General features: G+C 64.8%; 19 protein-coding genes. 7 read left to right on the top strand and 12 right to left on the bottom strand.

The genetic code is table 11. The features are described from left to right. The first annotated feature begins 519 nt into the window (after positions 1-519). The 7 genes from rpmB to AB3G31_RS03820 all read left to right on the top strand — a co-directional run bounded on the left by rpmB (position 520) and on the right by AB3G31_RS03820 (position 5443). Positions 520-753, top strand: coding sequence for a 50S ribosomal protein L28 (gene rpmB, locus AB3G31_RS03850; RefSeq protein WP_295958977.1), 234 nt, complete (start codon positions 520-522; stop codon positions 751-753). 11 nt (positions 754-764) lie between these two features. Beyond that, complete coding sequence (gene rpmG, locus AB3G31_RS03845) at positions 765-935, top strand: 50S ribosomal protein L33 (RefSeq protein WP_076198758.1); 171 nt, start codon at positions 765-767, stop codon at positions 933-935. Between the two features lie 115 nt (positions 936-1050). Next, a complete protein-coding gene (locus AB3G31_RS03840) occupies positions 1051-1905 on the top strand; it encodes a 3',5'-nucleoside bisphosphate phosphatase (RefSeq protein ID WP_367848898.1) in 855 nt (284 codons plus the stop codon). Next, on the top strand, positions 1902-2792 hold the full coding sequence (locus tag AB3G31_RS03835; RefSeq protein ID WP_367848897.1) for a DMT family transporter: 891 nt from the start codon (positions 1902-1904) through the stop codon (positions 2790-2792). The genes AB3G31_RS03840 and AB3G31_RS03835 overlap by 4 nt, the downstream gene beginning before the upstream one ends. A 12-nt stretch (positions 2793-2804) precedes the next feature. Beyond that, complete coding sequence (locus tag AB3G31_RS03830; protein WP_367848896.1) at positions 2805-3440, top strand: L-threonylcarbamoyladenylate synthase; 636 nt, start codon at positions 2805-2807, stop codon at positions 3438-3440. A 28-nt stretch (positions 3441-3468) separates the two neighbouring features. Continuing rightward, entirely contained in the window at positions 3469-4137 is a 669-nt protein-coding gene (locus tag AB3G31_RS03825; RefSeq protein WP_367848895.1) for a site-2 protease family protein, read from the top strand. A gap of 7 nt (positions 4138-4144) precedes the next feature. Next, positions 4145-5443 (top strand): tryptophan--tRNA ligase, encoded by a 1299-nt coding sequence (locus tag AB3G31_RS03820; RefSeq protein WP_367848894.1) that lies wholly within the window; start codon positions 4145-4147, stop codon positions 5441-5443. Between the two features lie 121 nt (positions 5444-5564). Here the strand turns inward: AB3G31_RS03820 and AB3G31_RS03815 are convergent, their stop codons facing one another. The 12 genes from AB3G31_RS03815 to AB3G31_RS03760 form a co-directional block, all read right to left on the bottom strand. Continuing rightward, the gene (locus AB3G31_RS03815; protein WP_367848893.1) at positions 5565-6359 is read right to left on the bottom strand and encodes an SDR family oxidoreductase; all 795 of its coding nucleotides are present in this window, start codon (positions 6357-6359) and stop codon (positions 5565-5567) included. 14 nt (positions 6360-6373) lie between these two features. Next, complete coding sequence (locus tag AB3G31_RS03810) at positions 6374-7276, bottom strand: DMT family transporter (protein ID WP_367850284.1); 903 nt, start codon at positions 7274-7276, stop codon at positions 6374-6376. Positions 7277-7393: 117 nt separating this feature from the next. Continuing rightward, positions 7394-8905, bottom strand: coding sequence for a tripartite tricarboxylate transporter permease (locus AB3G31_RS03805; protein WP_367848892.1), 1512 nt, complete (start codon positions 8903-8905; stop codon positions 7394-7396). A 9-nt stretch (positions 8906-8914) separates the two neighbouring features. Further along, positions 8915-9403, bottom strand: coding sequence for a tripartite tricarboxylate transporter TctB family protein (locus tag AB3G31_RS03800; RefSeq protein ID WP_367848891.1), 489 nt, complete (start codon positions 9401-9403; stop codon positions 8915-8917). A gap of 124 nt (positions 9404-9527) precedes the next feature. Beyond that, complete coding sequence (locus AB3G31_RS03795) at positions 9528-11291, bottom strand: GspE/PulE family protein (protein ID WP_367848890.1); 1764 nt, start codon at positions 11289-11291, stop codon at positions 9528-9530. A gap of 16 nt (positions 11292-11307) precedes the next feature. Next, on the bottom strand, positions 11308-12081 hold the full coding sequence (locus tag AB3G31_RS03790; protein WP_367848889.1) for a spermidine synthase: 774 nt from the start codon (positions 12079-12081) through the stop codon (positions 11308-11310). Between the two features lie 64 nt (positions 12082-12145). After that, positions 12146-12652 carry a DNA-deoxyinosine glycosylase gene (locus tag AB3G31_RS03785; RefSeq protein WP_367848888.1) on the bottom strand — a complete coding sequence of 169 codons (507 nt, stop codon included), beginning with the start codon at positions 12650-12652 and terminating at the stop codon, positions 12146-12148. Next, complete coding sequence (locus tag AB3G31_RS03780) at positions 12649-13500, bottom strand: TatD family hydrolase (RefSeq protein ID WP_367848887.1); 852 nt, start codon at positions 13498-13500, stop codon at positions 12649-12651. The genes AB3G31_RS03785 and AB3G31_RS03780 overlap by 4 nt, the downstream gene beginning before the upstream one ends. A gap of 37 nt (positions 13501-13537) precedes the next feature. Next, positions 13538-14914, bottom strand: coding sequence for a GNAT family N-acetyltransferase (locus AB3G31_RS03775; protein ID WP_367848886.1), 1377 nt, complete (start codon positions 14912-14914; stop codon positions 13538-13540). Between the two features lie 315 nt (positions 14915-15229). After that, complete coding sequence (locus AB3G31_RS03770) at positions 15230-15880, bottom strand: TVP38/TMEM64 family protein (RefSeq protein ID WP_367848885.1); 651 nt, start codon at positions 15878-15880, stop codon at positions 15230-15232. An 8-nt stretch (positions 15881-15888) separates the two neighbouring features. Then, on the bottom strand, positions 15889-19746 hold the full coding sequence (locus AB3G31_RS03765; RefSeq protein WP_367848884.1) for an amino acid adenylation domain-containing protein: 3858 nt from the start codon (positions 19744-19746) through the stop codon (positions 15889-15891). Then, the gene (locus AB3G31_RS03760; protein ID WP_367848883.1) at positions 19734-21536 is read right to left on the bottom strand and encodes a cyclic nucleotide-binding and patatin-like phospholipase domain-containing protein; all 1803 of its coding nucleotides are present in this window, start codon (positions 21534-21536) and stop codon (positions 19734-19736) included. The genes AB3G31_RS03765 and AB3G31_RS03760 overlap by 13 nt, the downstream gene beginning before the upstream one ends. Between the last annotated feature and the right edge of the window lie 109 nt (positions 21537-21645).

Raw genomic sequence — 21645 nt, 5'->3', positions numbered from 1 at the left:
GGCCTTTTTGGTTTGCGCTGCGCCATTCTCTTCAACCCCTACAACTTTTAGACTGCCAAGAGTCTGCCAGATGGCCGACTGTGCGCCCTTCTGTGCGTGCCCATGTCACAGCTATGTCACAGTTGCTGCACAAAGCTGGGGCTTTTTCTCATCAATCTGGGCTGTTAAAATCGTATCGTCAAGAATGAAGACAGCAATCGGCAACAATAAACAGCTATCGGTGCCAGAGTTCGTAATGAGAAGGTCGGGTGTTCGATTCATCTCTCCGGCACCACATATTGAGAAGCCCGCTGCTGTCAAAAGTAGCGGGCTTTTTCATGCCTGAAAGCAGGTCGGGGTAGGTTTTCTCCGACAAGGCTATAATCGTAGGCTTTACTGAATTTTGCGAGCCCTTCCAAGGGCAGACTGGGTTTGGTAAATTATTTTTACCGCCACCTTCATGGATGGCGAGGTGCGGCTTCTGCCGTTAATTGGCTGGGACAGCTTGTGTGCTGCCCCGGCTCTGATTGGAGTGTCCTCATGGCACGCGTATGCGAAGTAACGGGCAAAGGCCCGATGACGGGGAACAATGTCTCCCACGCCAACAACAAAACCAAACGTCGGTTCCTGCCGAACCTGCAATACCGCCGCTTCTGGGTCGAAACAGAAAACCGTTGGATCCGCTTGCGCATCTCCAACGCCGGTCTGCGTTTGATCGACAAAAACGGTATCGACTCTGTGCTCGCCGATTTGCGCGCACGTGGCCAAGCATAAGGAGCTGAATCATGGCAACCAAAGGCGGACGCGAAAAAATCAAGCTGGAATCTACAGCAGGTACGGGGCACTTCTACACCACGACCAAAAACAAGAAAACCATGCCCGAGAAAATGTTGATCAGCAAGTTTGATCCCAAAGCTCGCAAGCATGTGGACTACAAAGAAATCAAGCTGAAGTAATTCAGACTGGTCTTTGTACACGACAAAAAACCCGCTCTCATCCAGCGGGTTTTTTTATGGCCCACCCAATGGCCGCCTAGGGGCAGGGAAAACCCATAGCGCCTAAAATCGACCCGTGACCTCCATACTTAACGCCGACCTCCACTGCCACTCGGTCGTCTCCGACGGCACGCTCACCCCTGAACAACTCGCGGCCCGCGCCAGCGCCAACGGTGTCGAGCTGTGGGCCCTGACCGACCACGACGAGGTGGGCGGCCAGCAGCGCGCCGCCGCGGCCGCCAAGGCCCATGGCATGAAGTACCTGACCGGGGCCGAGATTTCGGTGACCTTTGCGGGTGAGACCGTGCACATCGTCGGCCTGGGTTTTGATGCCGACAGCCCGCTGATACGCAAAGGCCTGGAAGCCACCCGCGGCGGCCGGGAGCAGCGCGCCATGGAAATGGCCGCCGGCCTGGCGGCCGTGGGCATTCCCAATGCCTTTGAGGGCGCGCTCAAGTTCGTCGGCAACCCGGAGCTGATTTCGCGCACCCATTTCGCCCGCTTTCTGGTCGAGTCCGGCGCCTGCACCGACACCTACGAGGTGTTTCGCAAATACCTCACCGAAGGCAAGCCCGGCTACGTGCCGCACCGCTGGGCCGCGCTGAAAGACGCTGTGACCTGGATCACCCAGACCGGCGGCATCGCCGTGATTGCCCACCCGGGCCGCTACAAATTCACCGCCAACGAAGAATACGCACTGTTCAGCGAATTCAAGGCCCACGGCGGTGGCGGCGTCGAGGTGGTGACCGGCAGCCACACGGTGGCCGAATACACCGAATACGCCGACGTGGCCCGTGAATTCGGCCTGGCCGCCTCGCGCGGCAGCGACTTCCACAGCCCCCAAGAGAGCCACACCGACCTGGGCACCCTGCCCTACCTGCCAGGCGACCTCACCCCGGTGTGGGAGTTGCTGGCGGACCGCATCCAGTGAAGCGCCCCGGCTCAGCGCTCGCCGGCATTGCGCTGGTGCTGGCGGCCGTAGCCTGCTTTGCCGTGCTGGACACCACCACCAAATGGACCACCGCCAGCGTGCCCCTGCTGATGGCGCTGTGGTTTCGTTACGCCTTCCAGGCCGTGGTCACCAGCGCTACCATGCTGCCGCTGCGCGGGCGGGCCTTGCTACGCACCGCGCATCCCAAATTCCAGGTTCTGCGCGGCGTGCTGCTGCTGTTGACCAGCCTGTTTGCGTTCTTGAGCCTGAAGTTCATGCCGGTGGGCGAATTCACCGCCATCGTGATGATCACCCCGCTAGTCATCACTTTGGTGGCGGCGGTGTTGGGCGAACGCGTGTCGGGCCTGCGCTGGCTGCTGGTGGCGGGCGGCTTTGTCGGCACGCTGGTGATCATCCGGCCCGGCGGCGACACCTTTACCTGGGCCATGCTGCTGCCCTTGGCGGTGGTGGGCTGCAATGCCTGGTTCCAGGTGCTGACCAGCCGCCTGGCCCGCACCGAAGACCCCCTGACCATGCATTTCTACACCGGCTGGATCGGCACTGCAGTGGCCTCGCTGGCCGTGCCCTTCTTCTGGGAAACCATTACCGATTGGCATCTGTGGCTGGGCATGGTGGTGATGGGCGTGGCCGCCAGCATCGGCCACCTGATGCTGATCCTGGCCTACACCCGCAGCCCGGCCGCCACGCTGATGCCGTTTTTGTACGTGCAGATTGGTTTTGCCATGCTGGGCGGCTGGCTGGTGTTTGACCACGTGCCCGACCTGTGGGCCACGCTGGGCATCATCCTGGTGGCCGTGTGCGGTGCCGCCGGAGCCTGGCTGACCGTGCGGGAAAGCCGCATTACCGTACTACCCACCGAATCTTAAAATTACAACCCTATGGCCCAGCACTTCGAAGTCCACCCCGAGAATCCGCAGATCCGCCTGCTCAAGCAAACCGTGGCCCTGCTGGGCCAAGGCAAGCTGGTGGCCGTGCCCACCGACTCCAGCTACGCGCTGGTCTGCCATCTGGACGACAAGGCCGCCGCCGACCTGCTGCGCCGCACCCGCGGTGTGGACGATAAGCACCACCTGACCCTGCTGTGCCGCGACCTGAGCGAGCTGGCCAACTACGCGCGGGTGGACAACAAGCAGTACCGCCTGCTCAAGGCCGCCACGCCCGGCCCCTACACCTTCATCCTGGAAGCCAGCAAGGAAGTGCCGCGCCGCCTGAGCCACCCCTCGCGCAAGACCATCGGCCTGCGCGTACCCGACCACAAAACCCTGCAAGCCCTGCTGGAACTGCACGGCGGCCCGCTGCTGGCCACCACGCTGATCCCACCGGGCGAGACCGAGCCGCTGAACGACGCGCACGCCATCCGCGACCTGTTCGAACACCAGATTGCCGCCGTGCTGGACGCCGGGGCCTGCCCGCTGGAGCCCACCACCGTGATCGACCTGACCGAGATGGGCAGCGGCGGCGACCCGGTGCTGGTGCGCCAGGGCCGCGGCGACCTGGCCGCAATAGGCCTGTAATTTTTCTTCCTTCCGAGACACCTCCCCCGTGGATATTGCCAACCTGATACAGACCGTCCTGGTCTATGCCCTGCCCGTGCTGTTTGCCATCACGGTGCACGAAGCCGCGCACGGCTATGTGGCCCATTACTTTGGCGACAACACCGCCTACCGGATGGGCCGCATCACGCTCAACCCGCTGCAGCACATCGACCCGGTCGGCACCATCCTGATGCCGCTGGTCCTGTACTTCGCCACTTCGGGCACCTTTCTGTTTGGCTATGCCAAGCCGGTGCCGGTCAACTTTGGCAACCTGCGCAACCCCAAACGCGACATGGTGTGGGTGGCCCTGGCTGGGCCGGGGGCCAACCTCATCCAGGCCTTCTTGTGGGGCGTGCTGATGTATGCGCTGGTGGCCACCGGCACCACCGAGCCGTTCTTCCTGAAGATGTGCAAGGCCGGCATGCTGGTCAATGTGGTGATGTTTGCCTTCAACCTGTTTCCGCTGCCGCCGCTGGACGGGGGCCGCATTCTGGTGGGCCTGCTGCCCTACCGCCAGGCCATGCTGGTGTCGCGGGTGGAGCCCTGGGGCTTCTTCATCGTGATGGCGCTGGTGATTTCCGGCATCGTCAGCACGCTGTGGATGCAGCCGGTGATGGGCCTGACCTTTGGCCTGCTCCAGATCCTGCTGAGCCCGTTGTCTTTTTTGATTTCCTGAATTCTCCATGACCACCTCTCCCGCCACCTCCCGTGTCCTGACCGGCATCACCACCTCCGGCACACCGCATCTGGGCAACTACGTCGGCTCCATCCGCCCCTCGGTGCGCGCCAGCCAGGCCGCCGGGGTGGAGAGCTTCTACTTCCTGGCCGACTACCACGCGCTGATCAAAATCGACGACCCGGCGCGCATCCAGCGCTCCACCCTGGAGATTGCCGCCAGCTGGCTGGCCGCCGGGCTGGACCCGAGCCGCGTGGCCTTCTACCGCCAGTCCGACATCCCCGAAATCCCCGAGCTCACCTGGCTGCTGACCTGCATGACGGCCAAGGGCATGCTCAACCGCGCCCACGCCTACAAGGCCTCGGTAGACAAGAACACCGCCGCCCAGGCCGACCAGGATGCCGACATCAGCGCCGGGCTGTTCATGTACCCGGTGCTGATGGCCGCCGACATCGTGCTGTTCAACGCGCACAAGGTGCCGGTGGGCCGCGACCAGATCCAGCACATCGAGATGGCGCGCGACATCGCCCAGCGCTTCAACCACGCCTACAAAGGCGACTACTTTGTGCTGCCCGAAGCGCTGATCGAAGAGTCCGTGGCCACCCTGCCCGGCCTGGACGGCCGCAAGATGAGCAAGAGCTACGACAACACGATTCCGCTGTTCGCACCCAAGGCCGAGCTGCGCAAACTGATCGCCAGCATCGTGACCGACTCGCGCGCGCCTGGCGAGGCCAAGGACACCGAGGGCTCGGCCCTGTTCCAGATCTACCAGGCCTTTGCCAGCGACGAGGAAACCGCCCAGCTGCGCCAGGCGTTTGCCGACGGCATTGCCTGGGGCGATGCCAAGCAGGTGCTGTTCGAGCGCATCGACCAGGAGGTTGCCCCCATGCGCGAGGCCTACCAGCGCTACATGGACAACCCCGGCGAGGTGGAAACCATTCTGCGCGCCGGTGCCGCCAAAGCCCGCCAGACCGCCACCCCTTTCATCGCCCAGCTGCGCCACGCCGTGGGCCTGCGCGACCTGAACGCCCAGGCCACGCAAAAGGCCATCAGGGCCGCCAAAGCTGCGCTGCCCAGCTTCAAGCAGTACCGCGAGGCGGACGGGCTATTCCACTTCAAGCTGGTCGATGCCCACGGGCGCCTGCTGCTGCTCAGTACCGGGTACGCGGCACCCAAGGATGCAGGCACCGCCATCCGCCAGTTGCAGGCCGAGGGCACGGCAGGGCTGGGGACGCTGCGCCCCGCCGACGGCGTCAGCCCGGAAGAGGTGGCCGAGGCCCTGGAGGCCCTGCGCAACGCAGCATAGGGGTTTTCACCTTTGCTCCTGTTTTTGACATCAAAAACAGGAGCTACTCACGCTTAATTCATAAGCGCAGAGTGCCAGTTTAATGGGTCAAAAATGGCCCAAAAACTGGTAAACCCCGTAGTCAGAAAGTCCCTGGAAAGGCCCCGCCATCGGCCAGCACGTTCTGCCCCGTGATGTAGCCCGCGTGCGCGCTGCACAAAAAGGCGCAAATGGCCCCGAACTCCTGCGGCGTGCCAAAGCGCTGGGCGGGAATGGCCTGCCGCCGTGCATCGGCCAGCGCCTCCAGGCTTTGGCCGGTTCGGACCGCCGCGCCCTGCATGTTGCCGCGCAGGCGGTCGGTGTCGAAGGCACCGGGCAGCAGGTTGTTGATGGTCACACCCTGCCCGGCCAGCGGGCTGCGCGCCACCCCGGCCACAAAGCCCGTCAGCCCGCTGCGTGCACCGTTGCTCAGGCCCAGCACGTCAATGGGGGCCTTCACCGCGCTGCTGGTGATGTTGACGATGCGGCCAAAACCACGCGCCGCCATGCCGTCCACCGTGGCCTTGATCAGTTCGATGGGGGTCAGCATGTTGGCATCGACCGCCTTGATCCAGGCATCGCGGTCCCAGTCGCGGAAGTCGCCGGTGGGTGGGCCGCCGGCGTTGGTGACCACAATGTCAAAATCAGAGCGGATGGCGAACACCGCCGCCCGGCCCGCGGGCGTGGTGATATCTGCGGCACAAAAAAGCACGTTTGTGCTGACCGGACGGGCGCTATCAGCTATTAATTGCGTAGCAGCGGCCTCCAGCGCGTCAGCACCGCGCGCCACGATGAGTACGTTCACCCCCTCGCGCACCAATGCCTGCGCGCAGCCCAGCCCCAAGCCCTTGCTGGCCCCGCATACCAAGGCCCAGCGGCCCGCGATTCCTAAATCCATGGTGTCTCCTTGAGTCAGCGCCCAGAGCGCGTAAAAACATAAATCCCGGCCACCACCAGCACCGTGCCCGCGGCTACCCAGGCGGTAAACGGCTCGCCCAAAATCACCACGCCCATCAAAATGGTGGACAGCGGGCCCACCATCCCCACCTGTGCCGTCAGGCCCGAGCCCAGCCGCTCGATGGCCATCATCACCATCAGCACCGGGGCGGCGGTGCAGGCCGTGGCGTTCAGCACCGACAGCCACAACACTTCAGGCGCCACGATGGCCGCTGCCATGGGCCGCAGCAGCACAAACTGCAGCAGGCAGCACAGGCAGGCCACGGTGGTCGCCAGGCCCACCAACCGGATCGAGCCCAGGCGCTGCACCATCTGCCCGCTGTAGACCAGGTAGATGGCGTAGCTGATGGCGCTGCCGAACACCAGCACGGCCCCCAGGCCCGCATTCGCGCCCTGGATGTTGATCTCGTGGCCAAACACCAGCACCACGCCGCAGTAGCATACCGCCATGCCCAGGACCTGGATGCGGGTAATGGGTTTGCGGTGCAGCGCCCAGCCCATCACCACCACGATGGTGGGGTTCAGGTACAGGATGAGCCGCTCCAGCGAGGCGCTGATGTAGCCCAGCCCGGCAAAGTCCAGAAAACTGGCCAGGTAGTAACCGGTGAAGCCCAGGCCCAGCACACCCCACCAGTCCCGGGCGGTCAGCGGCGGCTTGCCACGGCTGGACCACCAGGCCATGGCGGCAAAGATGGGCAGCGCAAACAGCATGCGGTACATGATGAGCGTGACGGCATCGACCCCGTAGCGGTAGGCGAGCTTGACGATGATGGCTTTGCCGCTGAAGGCGATGGAGCCCACAAGGGCGAGCAGCAAGCCGGATGCTCTGTTTTTTGTAGCCACTGGTGCAGATGGAATAAGCGCAGGAGCCTTATTTTAGGTAGAACCATGGTGCACTGGCATGGCGAATGGAGATACCTTGATGCCCAAAAAAAACGGCACCCGAGGGTGCCGCTTTTGCCAAAGTGGAGGCCTTCAGTCTTCTACAAACGCCTCTTCGCGCTTGTTCTTCACCGCAGGCAGCAGCACGATGACGACCATCAGCGCCGCTGCCGCCAGCAGCCCCGCCGACAGGCCACGGGTCACAAAAACGCTCCAGTCGCCGCGCGACAGCAGCAGCGTGCGGCGCAGGTTTTCTTCCATCATCGGCCCCAGGATCACCCCCAACAGCAACGGCGCGGGCTCGCAACCCAGCTTGTTGAACAGGTAGCCCAGGAAGCCAAAGCCCGCCACCAGCCAGATGTCGAAGGTGTTGTTGTTGGTGGAGAACACGCCAATCGCACAAAACAGCACGATGGACGGGAACAGAAACCGGTACGGCACGGTGAGCAGCTTGATCCACATGCCAATCAGCGGCAGGTTCAGAATCACCAGCATCAGGTTGCCGATCCACATCGAGGCAATCAGCCCCCAGAACAGCTCGGGGTTGCTGGTCATTACCTGCGGGCCGGGCTGGATGTTGTGGATGGTCATGGCCCCCACCATCAGCGCCATCACGGCATTGGGCGGAATGCCCAGCGTCAGCAAGGGGATGAAGGAGGTTTGCGCACCGGCGTTGTTGGCCGACTCGGGGCCCGCCACGCCACGGATGTTGCCCTTGCCAAAAGCCACTTCACCGGGCTTCATCTTCAGCTTTTTTTCCATCGCATAGCTGGCAAACGAGGCCAGCAGGGCTCCGCCGCCGGGCAAGATGCCCAGGGCCGAACCCAGGGCCGTGCCGCGCAGCATGGCGGGCAGCATGTCCTTGAAGTCTTGCTTGCTGGGGAACAGGCCACTGACCTTGGCGGTGAACACCTCGCGCTCGTCTTCAGGCTGCGCCAGGTTGGTGATGATTTCGCCATAGCCGAATACGCCCATGGCGATGGCCACAAAGCCCAGTCCGTCGGTCAGCTCAGGGATATCGAAGCTGAAACGGGCTACGCCCGAGTTCACGTCGGTACCCACCAAGCCCAGCAGCAGACCCAGAATAATCATGGCCACGGCCTTGATCAGGGAGCCCGAAGCCAGCACCACCGCCCCAATCAGACCCAAAATCATCAGCGAAAAGTATTCGGCCGGGCCGAACTTGAAGGCCAGCTCGGTCAACGGAGGCGCAAACGCCGCCAAGATCAAGGTCCCCACCGAGCCCGCAAAGAAAGAGCCAATACCCGCCGCCGCTAATGCCGGCCCGGCCCGGCCCTGGCGGGCCATCTGGTAGCCGTCGATACAGGTCACCACCGACGAGGATTCGCCCGGCAGGTTCACCAGAATCGCCGTGGTGGAGCCACCGTACTGCGCGCCGTAGTAGATACCGGCCAGCATGATCAGCGCCGACACCGGCGGCAGGGCATACGTGGCGGGCAACAGCATGGCGATGGTGGCCACCGGACCGATGCCGGGAAGCACCCCGATCAAGGTACCCAAAATACAGCCCACCAACGCATACAGCAGGTTGATAGGGGTGAAGGCAACGCCAAACCCCAGTGCCAAATTACTCAACAAATCCATGGGAACCCCTTAACCTGTAATGAACGTTGGCCAGACCTGGATCTGCAACTTGAGCAACAAAATAAAGGCAAGGTAGCTGCCGACGGCCAGCACGGTGGCCAAAATCAGCACGTCACGCAACACGAACTTCTCGCCAGCCTTGGCCGAAATGATCGTGAGCGCATAGATGGCGATGATCAAGCCCATGGCGGGCAAACCGATGCTGGGCAAACCACCCAACAGCACACCAAATGCCAGGTTGGCACCCAGGATGAAGACCACCGGGCGCCAGGCCCATTTGCCGATCTTGTCGCCGCTCTCGGTCTCGGTGACCAGCGCCTTGAAGGTAATGATGGCCCCCAGGATCGCCATCACCACGCCCAGCACCAGCGGAAAGTAGCCCGGCCCCATGCGGGCGCCGGTGCCCACGGTGTAGGTGGTGGCCCCCCAGGCAAACGCCACACCGATACCCATGAACATGAGCCCGGAGAAGAAGTCTTTTTGACTTTTTATTAACACGTACGGATCTCCCAAAAGTTACAAATCAGCAACACAATTAGCACTGCGGCGATTATGGTTGTAAGGTAAGACCCTATGTCCGGGGGTTCACCCTAGGGTAAACGTGAGGGATACCACGTACGGATCAGTCCAGCGGCGGTGTGGTGGACAGCACCTCGTCCAGCGTGGTCAGCCCTTCGGCCACCCGCAGCGCCCCGGCCAGGCGCAGCGGGCGCATGCCATCGGCCACGGCCTGGCGGCGCAGTGCGTCGATGCTGGGGCTTTGGTTGACCAGCCCTTTGAAGGGCTCGGTCACGGTGAGCAGCTCGTACACACCCATGCGGCCCATGAAGCCGGTCATGCGGCAGTCCACACAGCCCACGGGCTTGTAGGGCGTGTAGGCGGCGCTGATCTTCCAGGGCTTGATGGCCGCCCCCAGGGTCTCGCGGGCCAGGGCCTCGTCAGGCGCGCGGCAGGACTTGCACAGGGTGCGCACCAGGCGCTGGGCCAGCACGCCCAGCACCGTGGCGTTGAGCAGGTAGGCGGGCACGCCCAGCTCCATCAGCCGCGTGAGGGCCGAGGGCGCGTCGTTGGTGTGCAGGGTGGAAAACACCAGGTGGCCGGTGAGCGCGGCCTGGATGGCCATCTCGGCGGTGGCCAGGTCGCGGATTTCGCCCACCATGATGATGTCCGGGTCTTGCCGCATCAGCGCGCGCAGGCCTTCGGTGAAACCAAAGTCGAGTTGCGGCTGCACCTGGGTCTGGTTGAAGCTGGGTTCGATCATTTCGATCGGGTCTTCCACCGTGCTGACGTTCACCTCTTCGGTGGCCACGCGCTTGAGGGTGGAGTACAGCGTGGTGGTCTTGCCCGAGCCGGTGGGGCCGGTCACCAGAATGATGCCGTGCGGGCGCTTCACCAGCGCCTCCCAGCGCTGGGCGTCGTGCGGGGTGAAGCCCAGCGCGTCCAGGTCTTTCACCGCCGTGTCGGGGTCGAAAATCCGCATCACCATCTTCTCGCCAAAGGCGGTGGGCAGGGTGGACAGGCGCATTTCCACCTCGTCGCCGCGCGGGTTGCGGGTTTTGATGCGGCCATCCAGCGGGCGGCGTTTTTCCACCACGTCCATGCGGCCCAGCAGCTTGATGCGGGCCACCATGGCGTTCATCACGCTCATGGGCATTTGGTACACCGGGTGCAGCACGCCGTCGATGCGGAAGCGGATCACGCCCTGCTCGCGGCGCGGCTCCAGGTGGATGTCGCTGGCGCGCTGGTTAAAGGCGTACTGCCACAGCCAGTCCACCACCTGCACCACGCCCTGGTCGTTGGCGTCGAGCTGCTTGGCGGTCTTGCCCAGCTCCACCAGTTGCTCGAAGCTGCCCGCGCCGATGTTCCCACCGGCCTTTTGCACCGCCTTGACCGACTTGGCCAGGGCATAGAACTCGGCCGTGAACTTGTGGATTTCCAGCGGGCTGGCCACCACCCGGCGCACGGTGCGGCGCGACTGGCGCTCCACCTCGGCCACCCAGTCGGTCAAAAACGGCTCGCTGGTGGCCACCACCACCTCGGCGGTCGTGACCTGCACCGGCAGCACCTTGTGGCGCTCGGCGTACACCGCGCTCATGGTGTCGGCCACCTTGCCCACCTCCACTTTCAGCGGATCGATGCGCAAATACTGCAGCCCGGCGCGCCCGGCAAGCCACTGGGTCAGCAACTCGATGTCCAATGGCTTGCCGTCGCGGGCGCGCAGCATGGCCACGCTGGCCAGGCGCACCAGGGCGGGCTGGGCGCTTTCGGCCTGGGAGCAGCGGGCGATGGTGCGCTGCTGCTCGCTGGCGGCGATCACGCCGTCTTCGGCCAGCCAGCCCACCAGCAATCGCCAATGGACCGGGCCTTGGTAGGGGGTGGTTTGCACGCTGTTACGCACGTTGTTAAGCAATGACGGGTTTAAACACTTTCAGCCATTTTGCGGCGGGCAGGCCCCAGCGGGTCTGGACCACGTCGGCGCGCTCCACCAGGTCTTCGCGGCTGGGGCGGCTGGGCGTGCGCTGGGCCAGCACCACGGTGTTGCCCTCGCGCGTGGGCTTGAAAGCCCACACCGCCTCGGCCCCGAAGGCGGCGGTGATCTTTTCCACGCTGGCCGGGTAGCTGCTGGATTCGCCAAACAGGTTGACGGTCATGCAGCCCTCTTCAGTGAGCAGCTTGCGGCAGTCGGCATAAAAGTCGGCGCTGTCCAGTACGGGGGCGGCGGCATCTTCGTCGTACAGGTCGACCTGCAACGCATCCACGGTGCCAGCCCAGTCGGTGTTCTGGATTTTCAGGGCCGCGTCGCCCAGCACGATGTGCAGACGCTCGTCATCCGGCGGCAGCTTGAACCAGAAGCGGCAGGCCGAGACGACCTGCGGGTTCAGCTCCACCGCCGTGGTGTTCATGCGCAGCTTCTTGCGGCAGAACTTGGTCAGTGCCGCCGCGCCCAGGCCGAGCTGCATGGCGTGACGCTTGGCCACGCTGCTGGGCGGCACAAACAGCAGCCAGGCCATCATGCGCTGCACGTACTCCAGCTCGATCTCGTACGGCGTGTCCAGCAGCATGGAGCCCTGGACCCACTCGGTGCCCAGGTGCAGGGTGCGCACGTCGCCGTAGTCGCAAAAGTTGACTTCGGGCAGGGCGGAGGACGTTGCCGTGACGGCAGATTTACGGGCCATTAAATGAATCCAAATTAGTCAAACAAAGGCTTACGCAGCGCCGGATAGGCGGGCCACAGGCCCTTCAATCCGGCGCTGCGTAAGCCGTGAAAACCTCCCGCCAGGCCGCCAGCTTGCGCTCGAAGCTCCAGCTGGCATTCGCCGGGCTGGTGGATGGCAGGCGCACCGTGGGCAGACCCAGGTGTTCCAGCCGGGCGGTGTGGCGAAAACTCTCGGCCCCATTGTGCGCGACGGCCCGCAACTGCGGGCAACGCTGGCGCAGGGCAGCAAAATCGTTGACCTCGGCGTTGCGGATCTGGCTGTCCAGGCTGCCCTGGCGCTCGCAGCTGGCGTACACGTCCCACAGGCCCACGCCGTGCGCCAGCATCCACGCGCTACGGTTTTCATAGCTGCTTGTGCTGATGGGAGTAGCGCCAGGGGCATAAATGGCTTGCAAAATGCGCCAAAACTGGTTTTGCGGATGGCCATAGTACTGCTGCGCCGCCAGCGAGGCCGCGCCCGGAAAGCTGCCCAACACCAGCAGCCGGGTATCGGCACACACCAGCGGCGGCAGGCCGACCAGCCGGGTCATGGCAGCAGCGCTTGCAGGCGCGGCAAGGCGGCCAGCGCGTTGGCGGTGGTGGCGGCTTCAATGGTAGCCACATCCACCCCCCGCAACCCGGCCAGCACCGCCCCGATGCGCGGCAGTTCCCGCGGCGAGTTGATGCCCTGCGGCTGGCCTGCGGCGCGCTGGGCGGCGGTGCTGTAGAGCCACTGGGGTGGGATGTCGGGTGCGTCGGTCTCCAGCACCAGGGCATCGAGCGGCAGGCTGGCGGCCAGGCGGCGCAGCTGGTTCGCGGCCTCGAAGGTCATGGCGCCGCCAAAGCCCAGCTTCAGTCCGATGTCGATGCAGGCCTGCGCCTGTTGCGGGCTCCCGTTGAAGGCGTGGGCAATGCCCAACCAGCGCCCGCCCGGCCCGGCCACGGCGCGCAGGTGTTTCAGCACGTGGTCGGCGCTGCGGCGCACGTGCAGGACCACCGGCAGGCCGTGCTTTTTGGCCAGCTTGAGTTGGGCGCGGTAGAAAAACTGCTGGCGCTCCAGCATCTGCGGGGTTTGCAGCGCGGGCACAAAGTAATCCAGCCCGATCTCGCCCACCGCCACCAGGCGCGGGTCGCCGCGGTGCGTGGCCAGGGCGGCATCCAGCAGGTCCAGGTCGCCATCCTGGGCGCGGCCCACGAACAGCGGGTGGATGCCCAGCGCGTAGGCATCGCCCGTCTGGTGGGCCAGCAGGCGCACGGTATCGAAGTTGGCGGCCATCACCCCCTGCAATACGCACAGCGCTACATTTTCAGTAGCTGCTTGCGCCCGCAGCGTAAGCGCCAAGGCATGATTTTCTTTAAATTCTGGGGCATCCAGATGGCAGTGCGTGTCGATCCACATGGGGACCGACTGTACCCGTCGGCAGGGGTCAACAGGCTCAAAGCGCAGGCCGGGTGTCTTCAAACTCGGGCCGCGCCAGATCGTCGGGCACCGTGGTGGTGTCAAAGTCGTAATGGCCGTGCAGAAACAACGTGGCGTTGTCCAAGTCCTTCGCGGTAATGCCCGACTGCAGTGCCGACACGAACTTGCGCCAGGCCAAGTCTGGCTCGGCCAGTTTGAAACCGTAGTAATGGTAGGGACCCGCGGGCTCGCCGCGCACGGCCATGACCTGCAGCGTCGATGCTTCGGCAGTGCCTAACTGGATTTGCACGCTCGACCAGAGGTTCAGCGGCACGTCGCTTTTGGCATGCGCCTGGAAGCCATCGTCAGACAACTCGACCAACTGCAGCGCCACGGTGCGGTCGCCCACGGTCAGCGCCCCACGGCACTTGAGCGAATAGCGCTTGTGCTGGCGGATCTCTTGCAGGGATGCGGCCGTCGCGGCCACTGGCGGCAACACGGACTGGTAGTCGGGCCGGTTGTAGATGGAAGACAGCAGCAGCTTTTCGCGCTCGGACAAATGGGCAAACACCTGGGTGCGCTGGTTGAAGAAGTAGTCCAGCATCTCGGGGGTCATCACCGGGTCGTTGGTGGTGAAGTACCGGCGCGTCGGCAAGACAATGTTTTTCAGTTTGGTTTTGACAAAATAAAAATACAGGTTTTTGCGTTTCGGCTTGCCCCCGTATATTTTCTTGAATATTTTGGGCGCCTGGAGCAAATTCAAAGTGGCCCCCACCGCCGGTGCGCCGTTGGCAAAGTCGTAGTTCTGCACCGTGTTTTTTTGCAGCCGCTTGAAGAACAGCAGCGACTCGTACATCTCGATCCGGTCAGGGTTCACCGCGATCACCAGGTGGTAGGTGTCGAAGAAGGTGGTGCTGTACTGGTACATGAACTTCATCAGCGGGAACAGGATGGAGCCGCCACTCTTGCGGAACCGGGGGTGCACCGCCAGGGCCGATATTTCGGCGATCTTGCCTTTCTCGGCGTGGATCTCGCTGAGGTCAAACACCGTCTGCATGGGGAAACCAAAGCTGCTCTGGCGGATCAGCGAGATGGTGCCCACCACTTCGCCGTCGAACTTGGCACACAGCGTGGTCGTGGTGGGCAGTGCGTGGTAGACGGTGGCCCGCAGCCCGGACGGGTCAGGCTGCATGAAGCCGCTGCCCACATAGGCGTCGTGCAGCAGCTTGAAGCAGGCTTCCAGTTCCTCTTGGGTTTCGGCGATTTTCAGCTCCAGCCGCGCATCCGGGTTCGGATCGCAATCGACAAACGAGCGGTAAATGGAAAAGCGAATGGGCCGGGGCAAAAAGGCAAAGGCCTTGCGCAGGCCATGGCGGATGATTTTGGGTGTGCGGGATGTGCGCGGATGCTTCATGGATACGGTGTCATATATTATTAATATGTTATATTTTTTTAAATAAAATATTCACTTATTACAAATACAAAAACAATACAAAATAAACAAAAAATAACAGCCTGTGAATGGATTATGAATAACTAAATGCCGCCTCAAATTGGCGCGCCGCAGTGGGCATTACACCCCAGCCTGCTGGCGTCCATGGTTTTCAAGGGGATGGGCACGGTGCCGCACAGCAAACGCCGCCTGCGCAGGCCAGCCACCGGATGCGGACCGGCTCTGCGTGGACCGCCGGATTTTCGGCCAAGGCGCGCAAGGGCGCCGGAAATGCGCTTACCGCAAATACTTCCGCGCGGCCCAGCCTCCCACGGCGACCAGGGCCAGCAAACCCAGCACAATAGCCACCGCCAACGGGCCGGGGTGGCGGAAAGCAGCCACGATCTGGTCCACAAAAAACGCCATGACCACCGTGCCCGGGGCCATGCCCAACGCGGTGCCCAGCACCATGTCGCGCAGGCGGATGTGCGAAGCCCCGGCGACCATGTTGACGATGGCAAACGGCGCAATGGGCACCATGCGCACCGCCACCACGGCCAGCAAGCCGCGCTCCGCCAGGCGGCGGCTGACGGTATTGACCCGCTCGCCGCCCCACTTTTGCAGCACCGGGTTGCCCAGCAGATGCCCCAGGCCATAACTGGCCATGGCCCCCAGCAGGGCCCCGGCAAAGGTGGTGGCCATGCCCAGCCAGGGGCCAAAGGCCACCAGGGCCACCAGGGTCAGAAAGCCCAGCGGCACCACCAGGATGCTGGCCAGCGCAAAGCCCAGCACCGCCGCCACCGGCCCGAACGAGGCGCCCAACGCCCGCAGCGTGGTGACAATGCGGTCGGCATCCAGCCACTGCCGCAGCGGCGAGGCGCTCCAGGCCACCGCCAGCCCCACCAGGGCCACCGCCACCAACACCAGGCCGAATATGCGCCAGCGCATGGAGGACATCAGGGTGCGGCCTTGTCCATGCGCTCGGCCATCACCACGGCCAGCTCGGTCACGTTGCCGGGCTCGAAGATCGAACCGTGCAGCCCCCGGATCTGGTGCTCGTACAGGTGCTTGGGCATCAGCCGCCCCCAGGGCCGGAACAGCCAACGGCTCCAGCTGGCCAGTCCGGACGACTTGAGCAGCAGCGTGGGCCCGTCATAGCCCGTGGGGCGGTAGCCCTTGAGGGCCATCACCTGGCTGACCAGGCCGGGGTCGTTGAACATGGCCCCCATGCGGCGGCCGTTCAGGCTCAGTTCCTGGATGCGGAAACGCTTCACCAGCCAGCCCGAAAACCGCCAAAACGCCGTACCGCCCAGGCGCGATGCCGGGTAGGTGGTGTCGATCAGGAACAGCCCGCGCACCGGAAAACCCCGCTGCTGCAGCAAGCGGATGGCCTCCAGCGCCGCAATGCCCCCCACCGAGAACCCGGCCAGAAAACCGGGCCGCTTGCCGTGGGCCTGGATGGCATCGGCGTACAGCGTGGCCAGGTCGTCGATGCAGCCGATCGGCTCGGTGAACGGGGGTTGCAGCATGTGCACATCGCAGGCGTTGCCCAGTGCGCGCGCCAGGTTCTGGAAGCGCAGCAGGTCGCCATGGCCCGAGGCGGCCAGGTACAACGGCACCCGCCCGGTGTCGGCCCCCAGGTTGAGCATCACGCTGGGGCCAGTGCTTTTGTCAGACAGGGCAACCGCCAGGCTTTCGATGGTGGGGTGCTCGGTGATCAGGTACATGGGCACCTTGCGGCCCACCAGCTTCTCGATGCTGGTCAGCATGGTGACGGCGGCCAGCGAGTCACCGCCCAGGTCGAAGAAGTTGTCAAATACCGTGATGGGCCGCGTGTCCAGCACGTCTTCCCACAGCGCCAGCAGCTCCGCCTCGTAGCGGCGGTTGGCCTGGCGGGCCTGGGTAAAGGTGGTGGCCGCGCTGGGATCGGGCAAGGCGTCGTAGTCGGTCTTGCCCGCCACGCTGGCAGGCAGGCCCGGCAAGATGCTGATGCCGCTGGGCACCATGTAGTCGGGCAGGCGCATGCGCAACACTGCCTGCAGGCTCTCCGCCGAGGGGTTGCCGGTGGCACTGCCCGCAACCGCCACCCAGGCATGGATCTGTGGCTTGCCCTTGCGCTCGATCAGCTTGGCCGCCGCCTGCAGCACGCCTTCGATGGCCGACAGCGCCGACTCGATTTCGCCCAGCTCGATGCGGTAGCCGCGCAGCTTGACCTGCCGGTCCAGCCGGCCCAGAAAGTGCAGGTTGCCGTCACTGCCCAGCCAGCCCCGGTCGCCGGTGCGGTACATGCGGTGGCCAGGCCAGAACGGGTCGGGCAGGAACACCTGCGCGTCCAGCTCGGGGCGGTTCAGGTAACCGCGCGCAATCGCCTCGCCGCCGATATAGATCTCGCCCGGCACGCCCATCGGCATGGGGCGCAGCGCCGGGTCCAGCACGTAGATGCGGGTGTCGTCGATGGGGCGGCCAATCGGCAGGGCGGTGTCGGTGCGGTGGTTTTCGCATTCCCAGGCGGTGGCAAAGATGGCGGTTTCGGTGGGGCCATAGACGTTGTACAGGCGGCCCCCGGTTTCCTTCAAAAAGCGCTGCGCCAGCTCGGGCGACAGCACCTCTCCACCGCAGCAGGCCACGCGCAGCTTCAGGTCCGGGCGGTGCCCGGCAGAGTCCAGAAACCGGCTCAGGGTGCTGGGCACAAAGGCCATGATGGTGACCCGGTGACGCACCGCAAAGTCGGCCAGCGACTCGGGCAGCAAGCGGCCCGGCGGTGGCAGGGCCACGCTGGCACCGTGCACCAGGGGCAGCAGCAGCTCGATCAGCGAGGGGTCGAAGGTGACCTGGGTGGCCTGGGCCGAGCGGTCGTGCCATTCCACCGCGTAGGCCCGCGACAGCCAGCCCAGGCGGCGGGCCAGCGTGCCGTGCTCGATCATCACGCCCTTGGGCCGCCCGGTGGAGCCCGAGGTGAACAGCACGTAGGCCAGATCGTCCGCGGCGGGCTGGGTGGTCAGGCGCTGCAGGCCGGGCCGGGCCACCTCGGCCTGGGCCTCGGTCCAGTCCACCTGCAGGGTACGGGCGTGCAGGCTGCCCAGCCGCTCCTGGGTGTGCGGCTGGATCAGTACCGCGATGGCACCGGCCTCTTCCAGAATGGTGGCCAGCCGGGCCAGCGGGGCCTCGGGGTCGAGCGGCAAAAACGCCGCTCCGGCCTTGGCAATGGCCAGCATGGCCACCACCCAGTCGGGCGAGCGGTCCATCACCAGGGCGATGATCTGGTCCTTGCCCGCGCCCAGCGCCAGCAGCCGCCAGGCCAGGTGGGTGGACACCGCGTCCAGCGTGGCGTAGTCCATCGCGCCTTCGTTCCACACCAGGGCGTTGGACTCGGGGCGCAAACCGGCGTGGTGCGCGAACTGGACCACAAACGGCTGGACCACGGCCATCGCGGCCACGTCCTTGTGCAGGCCGTCGATCAGCATCCAGTGCTCTTCGGGCGGTACCAGCGCAATGCTGTCGAGCAAGGTCTCCGGCGGCCCCATGGTGGCTTCCACCAGATGCCACACGCGCCGCCCCAGCAGCTCCACCTCGCCCTCGGCAAAGCAGGCAGCGCTGGCTTCCAGTGCCAGCTCCACGTCGTCTTCGGCATGGAACTCGCACACCGTCACGCCCAGCGGAAACCGGGCCCGGCCCGAAAACAGCTGGCGCGACTCGACCAGTTCGGCGGTGCCAAACGACACCGCGTAGTCCTGCCGCTCGAACGACAGCAGCACGTCAAACAGGCCGTCGCGGCGGTTGCGTGCCACCTCCAGCGTACGGCCCAGCTCGCTCAAGGGATAGCGTGGATGGCGCAGCGCGGCCCGCATGGCGCTGCCCACCGCCGCCAGCAGTCCGCCCAGGGTCATGTCGGGGGTCATCTGCACCGCCACCGGTATCACGCCCACAAACATACCCAGCGTATCGGTGAAACGCCGCCCGCCCCGGTTCAGGCTGGGTACGCCCACCACCACCTCCTGGCGGTTGCTGACGCGTCCAAAATACAGAATCAGGGCCGCCAGAAAGAAGTTGAAGGCGCTGGAGCCGCGCTCGGTCGCCACCTGGCGCAGCCGGTCGTAACCGGCCCGGGGAATGCGTTGCACCCCCATGTGGGCCGCGGGCAGTTCGTGCTGGCGGGTGCTGGCGTAGCGGCGCTCGATCAGGGCCGGGGGCAGCACCGGCATCTGCCCGCGCCAGTAGGCGGCATCGCGCTCGAACGCGGGCGACTGGTGGTACAGGGCAGACTCTTCAATGAACTTCTTGTAGCCCGGATCGCTGCGCAGCGCCGGGGCCTCGCCCGCCTCCAGCGCGTTGTACAGCTCGCTCCAGCGCCGCATCACCTGCGAAGTACCCCAGCCGTCCATCACCAAATGGTGGAACTGGATGGTCAACCCGTGCAGCACATTGCTGGCGCGCAGCAGGGCAAAGCGCCAGGGTGGCGTGCCGTCCAGCACAAAGGGCACGGTCATGCGCTGCTGCCACCAGATGCGCATGGCCTCTTTGGGGTCGGCCTCGGTTGACAGGTCCACCAGTTCCAGGTTCAGGGCGCTGTGCGACAGCAGGGTCTGGCTGCCATCGGCCAGCGGGGCCAGGCGCAGGGCATCGCTCTCGGCCACCAGCTGGGCCAGGGCTTCCTGGAAGCGGGGCAAGTCCAGCGGCCCGATCAAAAACGCCCCACCGCCAATATTCAGGTGCGCACTGCCCGCCCAGGTGCGCTGGTCCAGCCAGACTTCGCGCTGGCTCAGGGACAGCGTCAGGTCCTCGTGGCGACGCTCTACCGGCTTTACAGCGTCCATTTTTCGATTGTCTCCATCGCATGGCGGTAGCCCACTTCGATAATTTCGTCGGCCCGGTTGTAGGCCATCAGTGAAAAACCGGCCACCGGCGGCTCCAGGTACTGGTCGGCCTGGGCAATGGTGGCCGCACGCTGGTGCAGGCCGCCGATGTGCCCGGCACGGTACAGAATTTCAGCGATGCCCGGCGTGCTGCGGGGCTTGCGCGACACCATGCCTTTGAGGGTGTGGCGCACCGACAACCGCTCCAGCGCCGGGTCCACGCCCATCTCGACCTGCACGTCCACGTCGATGGCCACGATGGTGCCGTTGCCGCGGCGCTTTTCCAGCGCCACGCCCAGGCGCATGCGCATCGCGTCCACCGGCACGTTTTCCAGAATTGCCCCGTCCACCAGCAAATTGCCATCCACCAGCACCGGGGGGAACAGGCCTGCGGGCGAATTGCTGGCCAGCACGGCGCGCCACAGGGGGCCGGTTTCCTGCACCGTGGTGCCGCCTTTGGTGAGGTTGCAGGCGGCGGCAAAGTACGGGGTCCACAGGGCATCGATCTGGGTATCGCCAAACATGGCGCGCAGGTCGCGCTTGACACGTCCGCCCGAGACGATGGACACCAGCGGCAAGGTCGGCCACTCGCCGCCCTCGGCAAACTTGCGGGTCTGGTCACGGATCTGGTTCAGTGGCAGGCCGCAGGCAAATTGCGCCCCGATCAGCGCGCCCATGCTGTTGCCACCCACCAGATCAACCGGAATATTCGCCTCCTGCATGGCCCGCAGCACGCCCAGGTGGGCAAAGCCGCGCGCCCCGCCGCCGCCCAGCACCACGCCCACGGCGCGGCCGGTCAGGTAGCGTGCCAGCCGGGCGTAGTCGCCCGCATGCTGGTCGCGCGTGGGGTAGACCCGCTCGATCTGCCGACCAGCGCGCCAGACGGTGGTCACGTCGGGGGCCACTGCCGAACCGGGGTACAGCACCACCAGGTGCTGGCGCTTCATGCCGAAACCGGGCTCTTGGGTAAGCCGCTGCTCCAGCGCACCCTGGGCTTGCGTGGCTCCCGCATTGGCCACAAAAATCACCTGGTCGGCCTGGCGGAAGGCCCGCCGCGTCCACGACGAGGGCGTGGCATCGGCCTCATAGACCAAAAAGTCAAACGCGTCTTCCAGCGCATCGAACCGGTCGGCACCACCTGCACCTTCCGAGGTTTGCGAGCCGCGCTCCAGCTCGGCCGACGGCGTGATGTGGTGCACCCTGCCCCTGCGGGCAAAGGCCTGGGCCAAGCCGCGCGCCACCTCGGCCGAGCCCGCACCTTCGTGCAGCGGCACCACCACAAAGGTCTGGGCCTGGTGCCGGTCTACCACCTGGGTTGTGTGGCGCAGGTGGTCAAAGATGGCTTGGGAGAACACCCGGTTGAAGGCCAGCGGATGGCGCACCAGCATGGCTTCAAAGTGGCTGCGGTCCAGCACGGCCAGGGTGGAGTCGCGCACGGCGGTCACGTCGGCGGTGCGTGGCTGGCGTAGGATCATGCCCAGCTCGCCCACGCTCTCGCCGGGGCGTATTTCGTTGTACAGCAGGACGCTGCCGTCGCGGTTGCGGCGCGAGGCCCGCAGGCGGCCGGTGATGACGAAGAACATGCTGTCGGCCGCTGCGCCCTCTTGCAGCACCAGGCTGCCGCCGCGCACTTCCTGCAGTTCCAACACGCCAGCCAGATCGTGCAATACCGCCTCATCCAGCGTGCCAAACACGCGGCTGTCACGCAGGACCTGGATCACCCGCGCGTGGAATTTATCCTTACCTGGCATGGACTCGCCCTTTGTCTTGAACTCGATAATCCCGTGACACGCTCACCCAGGTAGCGTTGCCAAGGCACGAAAACAGGCCCCGGCAGGCTCACGTCGGCCCCGACCCCGA

It is taken from the genome of Rhodoferax sp. WC2427 (assembly GCF_040822085.1).
Lineage (GTDB): Bacteria > Pseudomonadota > Gammaproteobacteria > Burkholderiales > Burkholderiaceae_C > Rhodoferax_B.
This window is presented reverse-complemented; position numbering and strand designations above follow the sequence as displayed.

Bases quoted from the DNA above. Each gene is read 5' to 3' on its own strand.
- rpmB (WP_295958977.1), top strand. From the start codon at position 520: ATGGCACGCGTATGCGAAGTAACGGGCAAAGGCCCGATGACGGGGAAC.
- rpmG (WP_076198758.1), top strand. From the start codon at position 765: ATGGCAACCAAAGGCGGACGCGAAAAAATCAAGCTGGAATCTACAGCA.
- AB3G31_RS03830 (WP_367848896.1), top strand. From the start codon at position 2,805: ATGGCCCAGCACTTCGAAGTCCACCCCGAGAATCCGCAGATCCGCCTG.
- AB3G31_RS03820 (WP_367848894.1), top strand. From the start codon at position 4,145: ATGACCACCTCTCCCGCCACCTCCCGTGTCCTGACCGGCATCACCACC.
- AB3G31_RS03815 (WP_367848893.1), bottom strand. From the start codon at position 6,359: ATGGATTTAGGAATCGCGGGCCGCTGGGCCTTGGTATGCGGGGCCAGC.
- AB3G31_RS03805 (WP_367848892.1), bottom strand. From the start codon at position 8,905: ATGGATTTGTTGAGTAATTTGGCACTGGGGTTTGGCGTTGCCTTCACC.
- AB3G31_RS03790 (WP_367848889.1), bottom strand. From the start codon at position 12,081: ATGGCCCGTAAATCTGCCGTCACGGCAACGTCCTCCGCCCTGCCCGAA.
- AB3G31_RS03785 (WP_367848888.1), bottom strand. From the start codon at position 12,652: ATGACCCGGCTGGTCGGCCTGCCGCCGCTGGTGTGTGCCGATACCCGG.
- AB3G31_RS03780 (WP_367848887.1), bottom strand. From the start codon at position 13,500: ATGTGGATCGACACGCACTGCCATCTGGATGCCCCAGAATTTAAAGAA.
- AB3G31_RS03775 (WP_367848886.1), bottom strand. From the start codon at position 14,914: ATGAAGCATCCGCGCACATCCCGCACACCCAAAATCATCCGCCATGGC.
- AB3G31_RS03770 (WP_367848885.1), bottom strand. From the start codon at position 15,880: ATGCGCTGGCGCATATTCGGCCTGGTGTTGGTGGCGGTGGCCCTGGTG.
- AB3G31_RS03765 (WP_367848884.1), bottom strand. From the start codon at position 19,746: ATGGACGCTGTAAAGCCGGTAGAGCGTCGCCACGAGGACCTGACGCTG.
- AB3G31_RS03760 (WP_367848883.1), bottom strand. From the start codon at position 21,536: ATGCCAGGTAAGGATAAATTCCACGCGCGGGTGATCCAGGTCCTGCGT.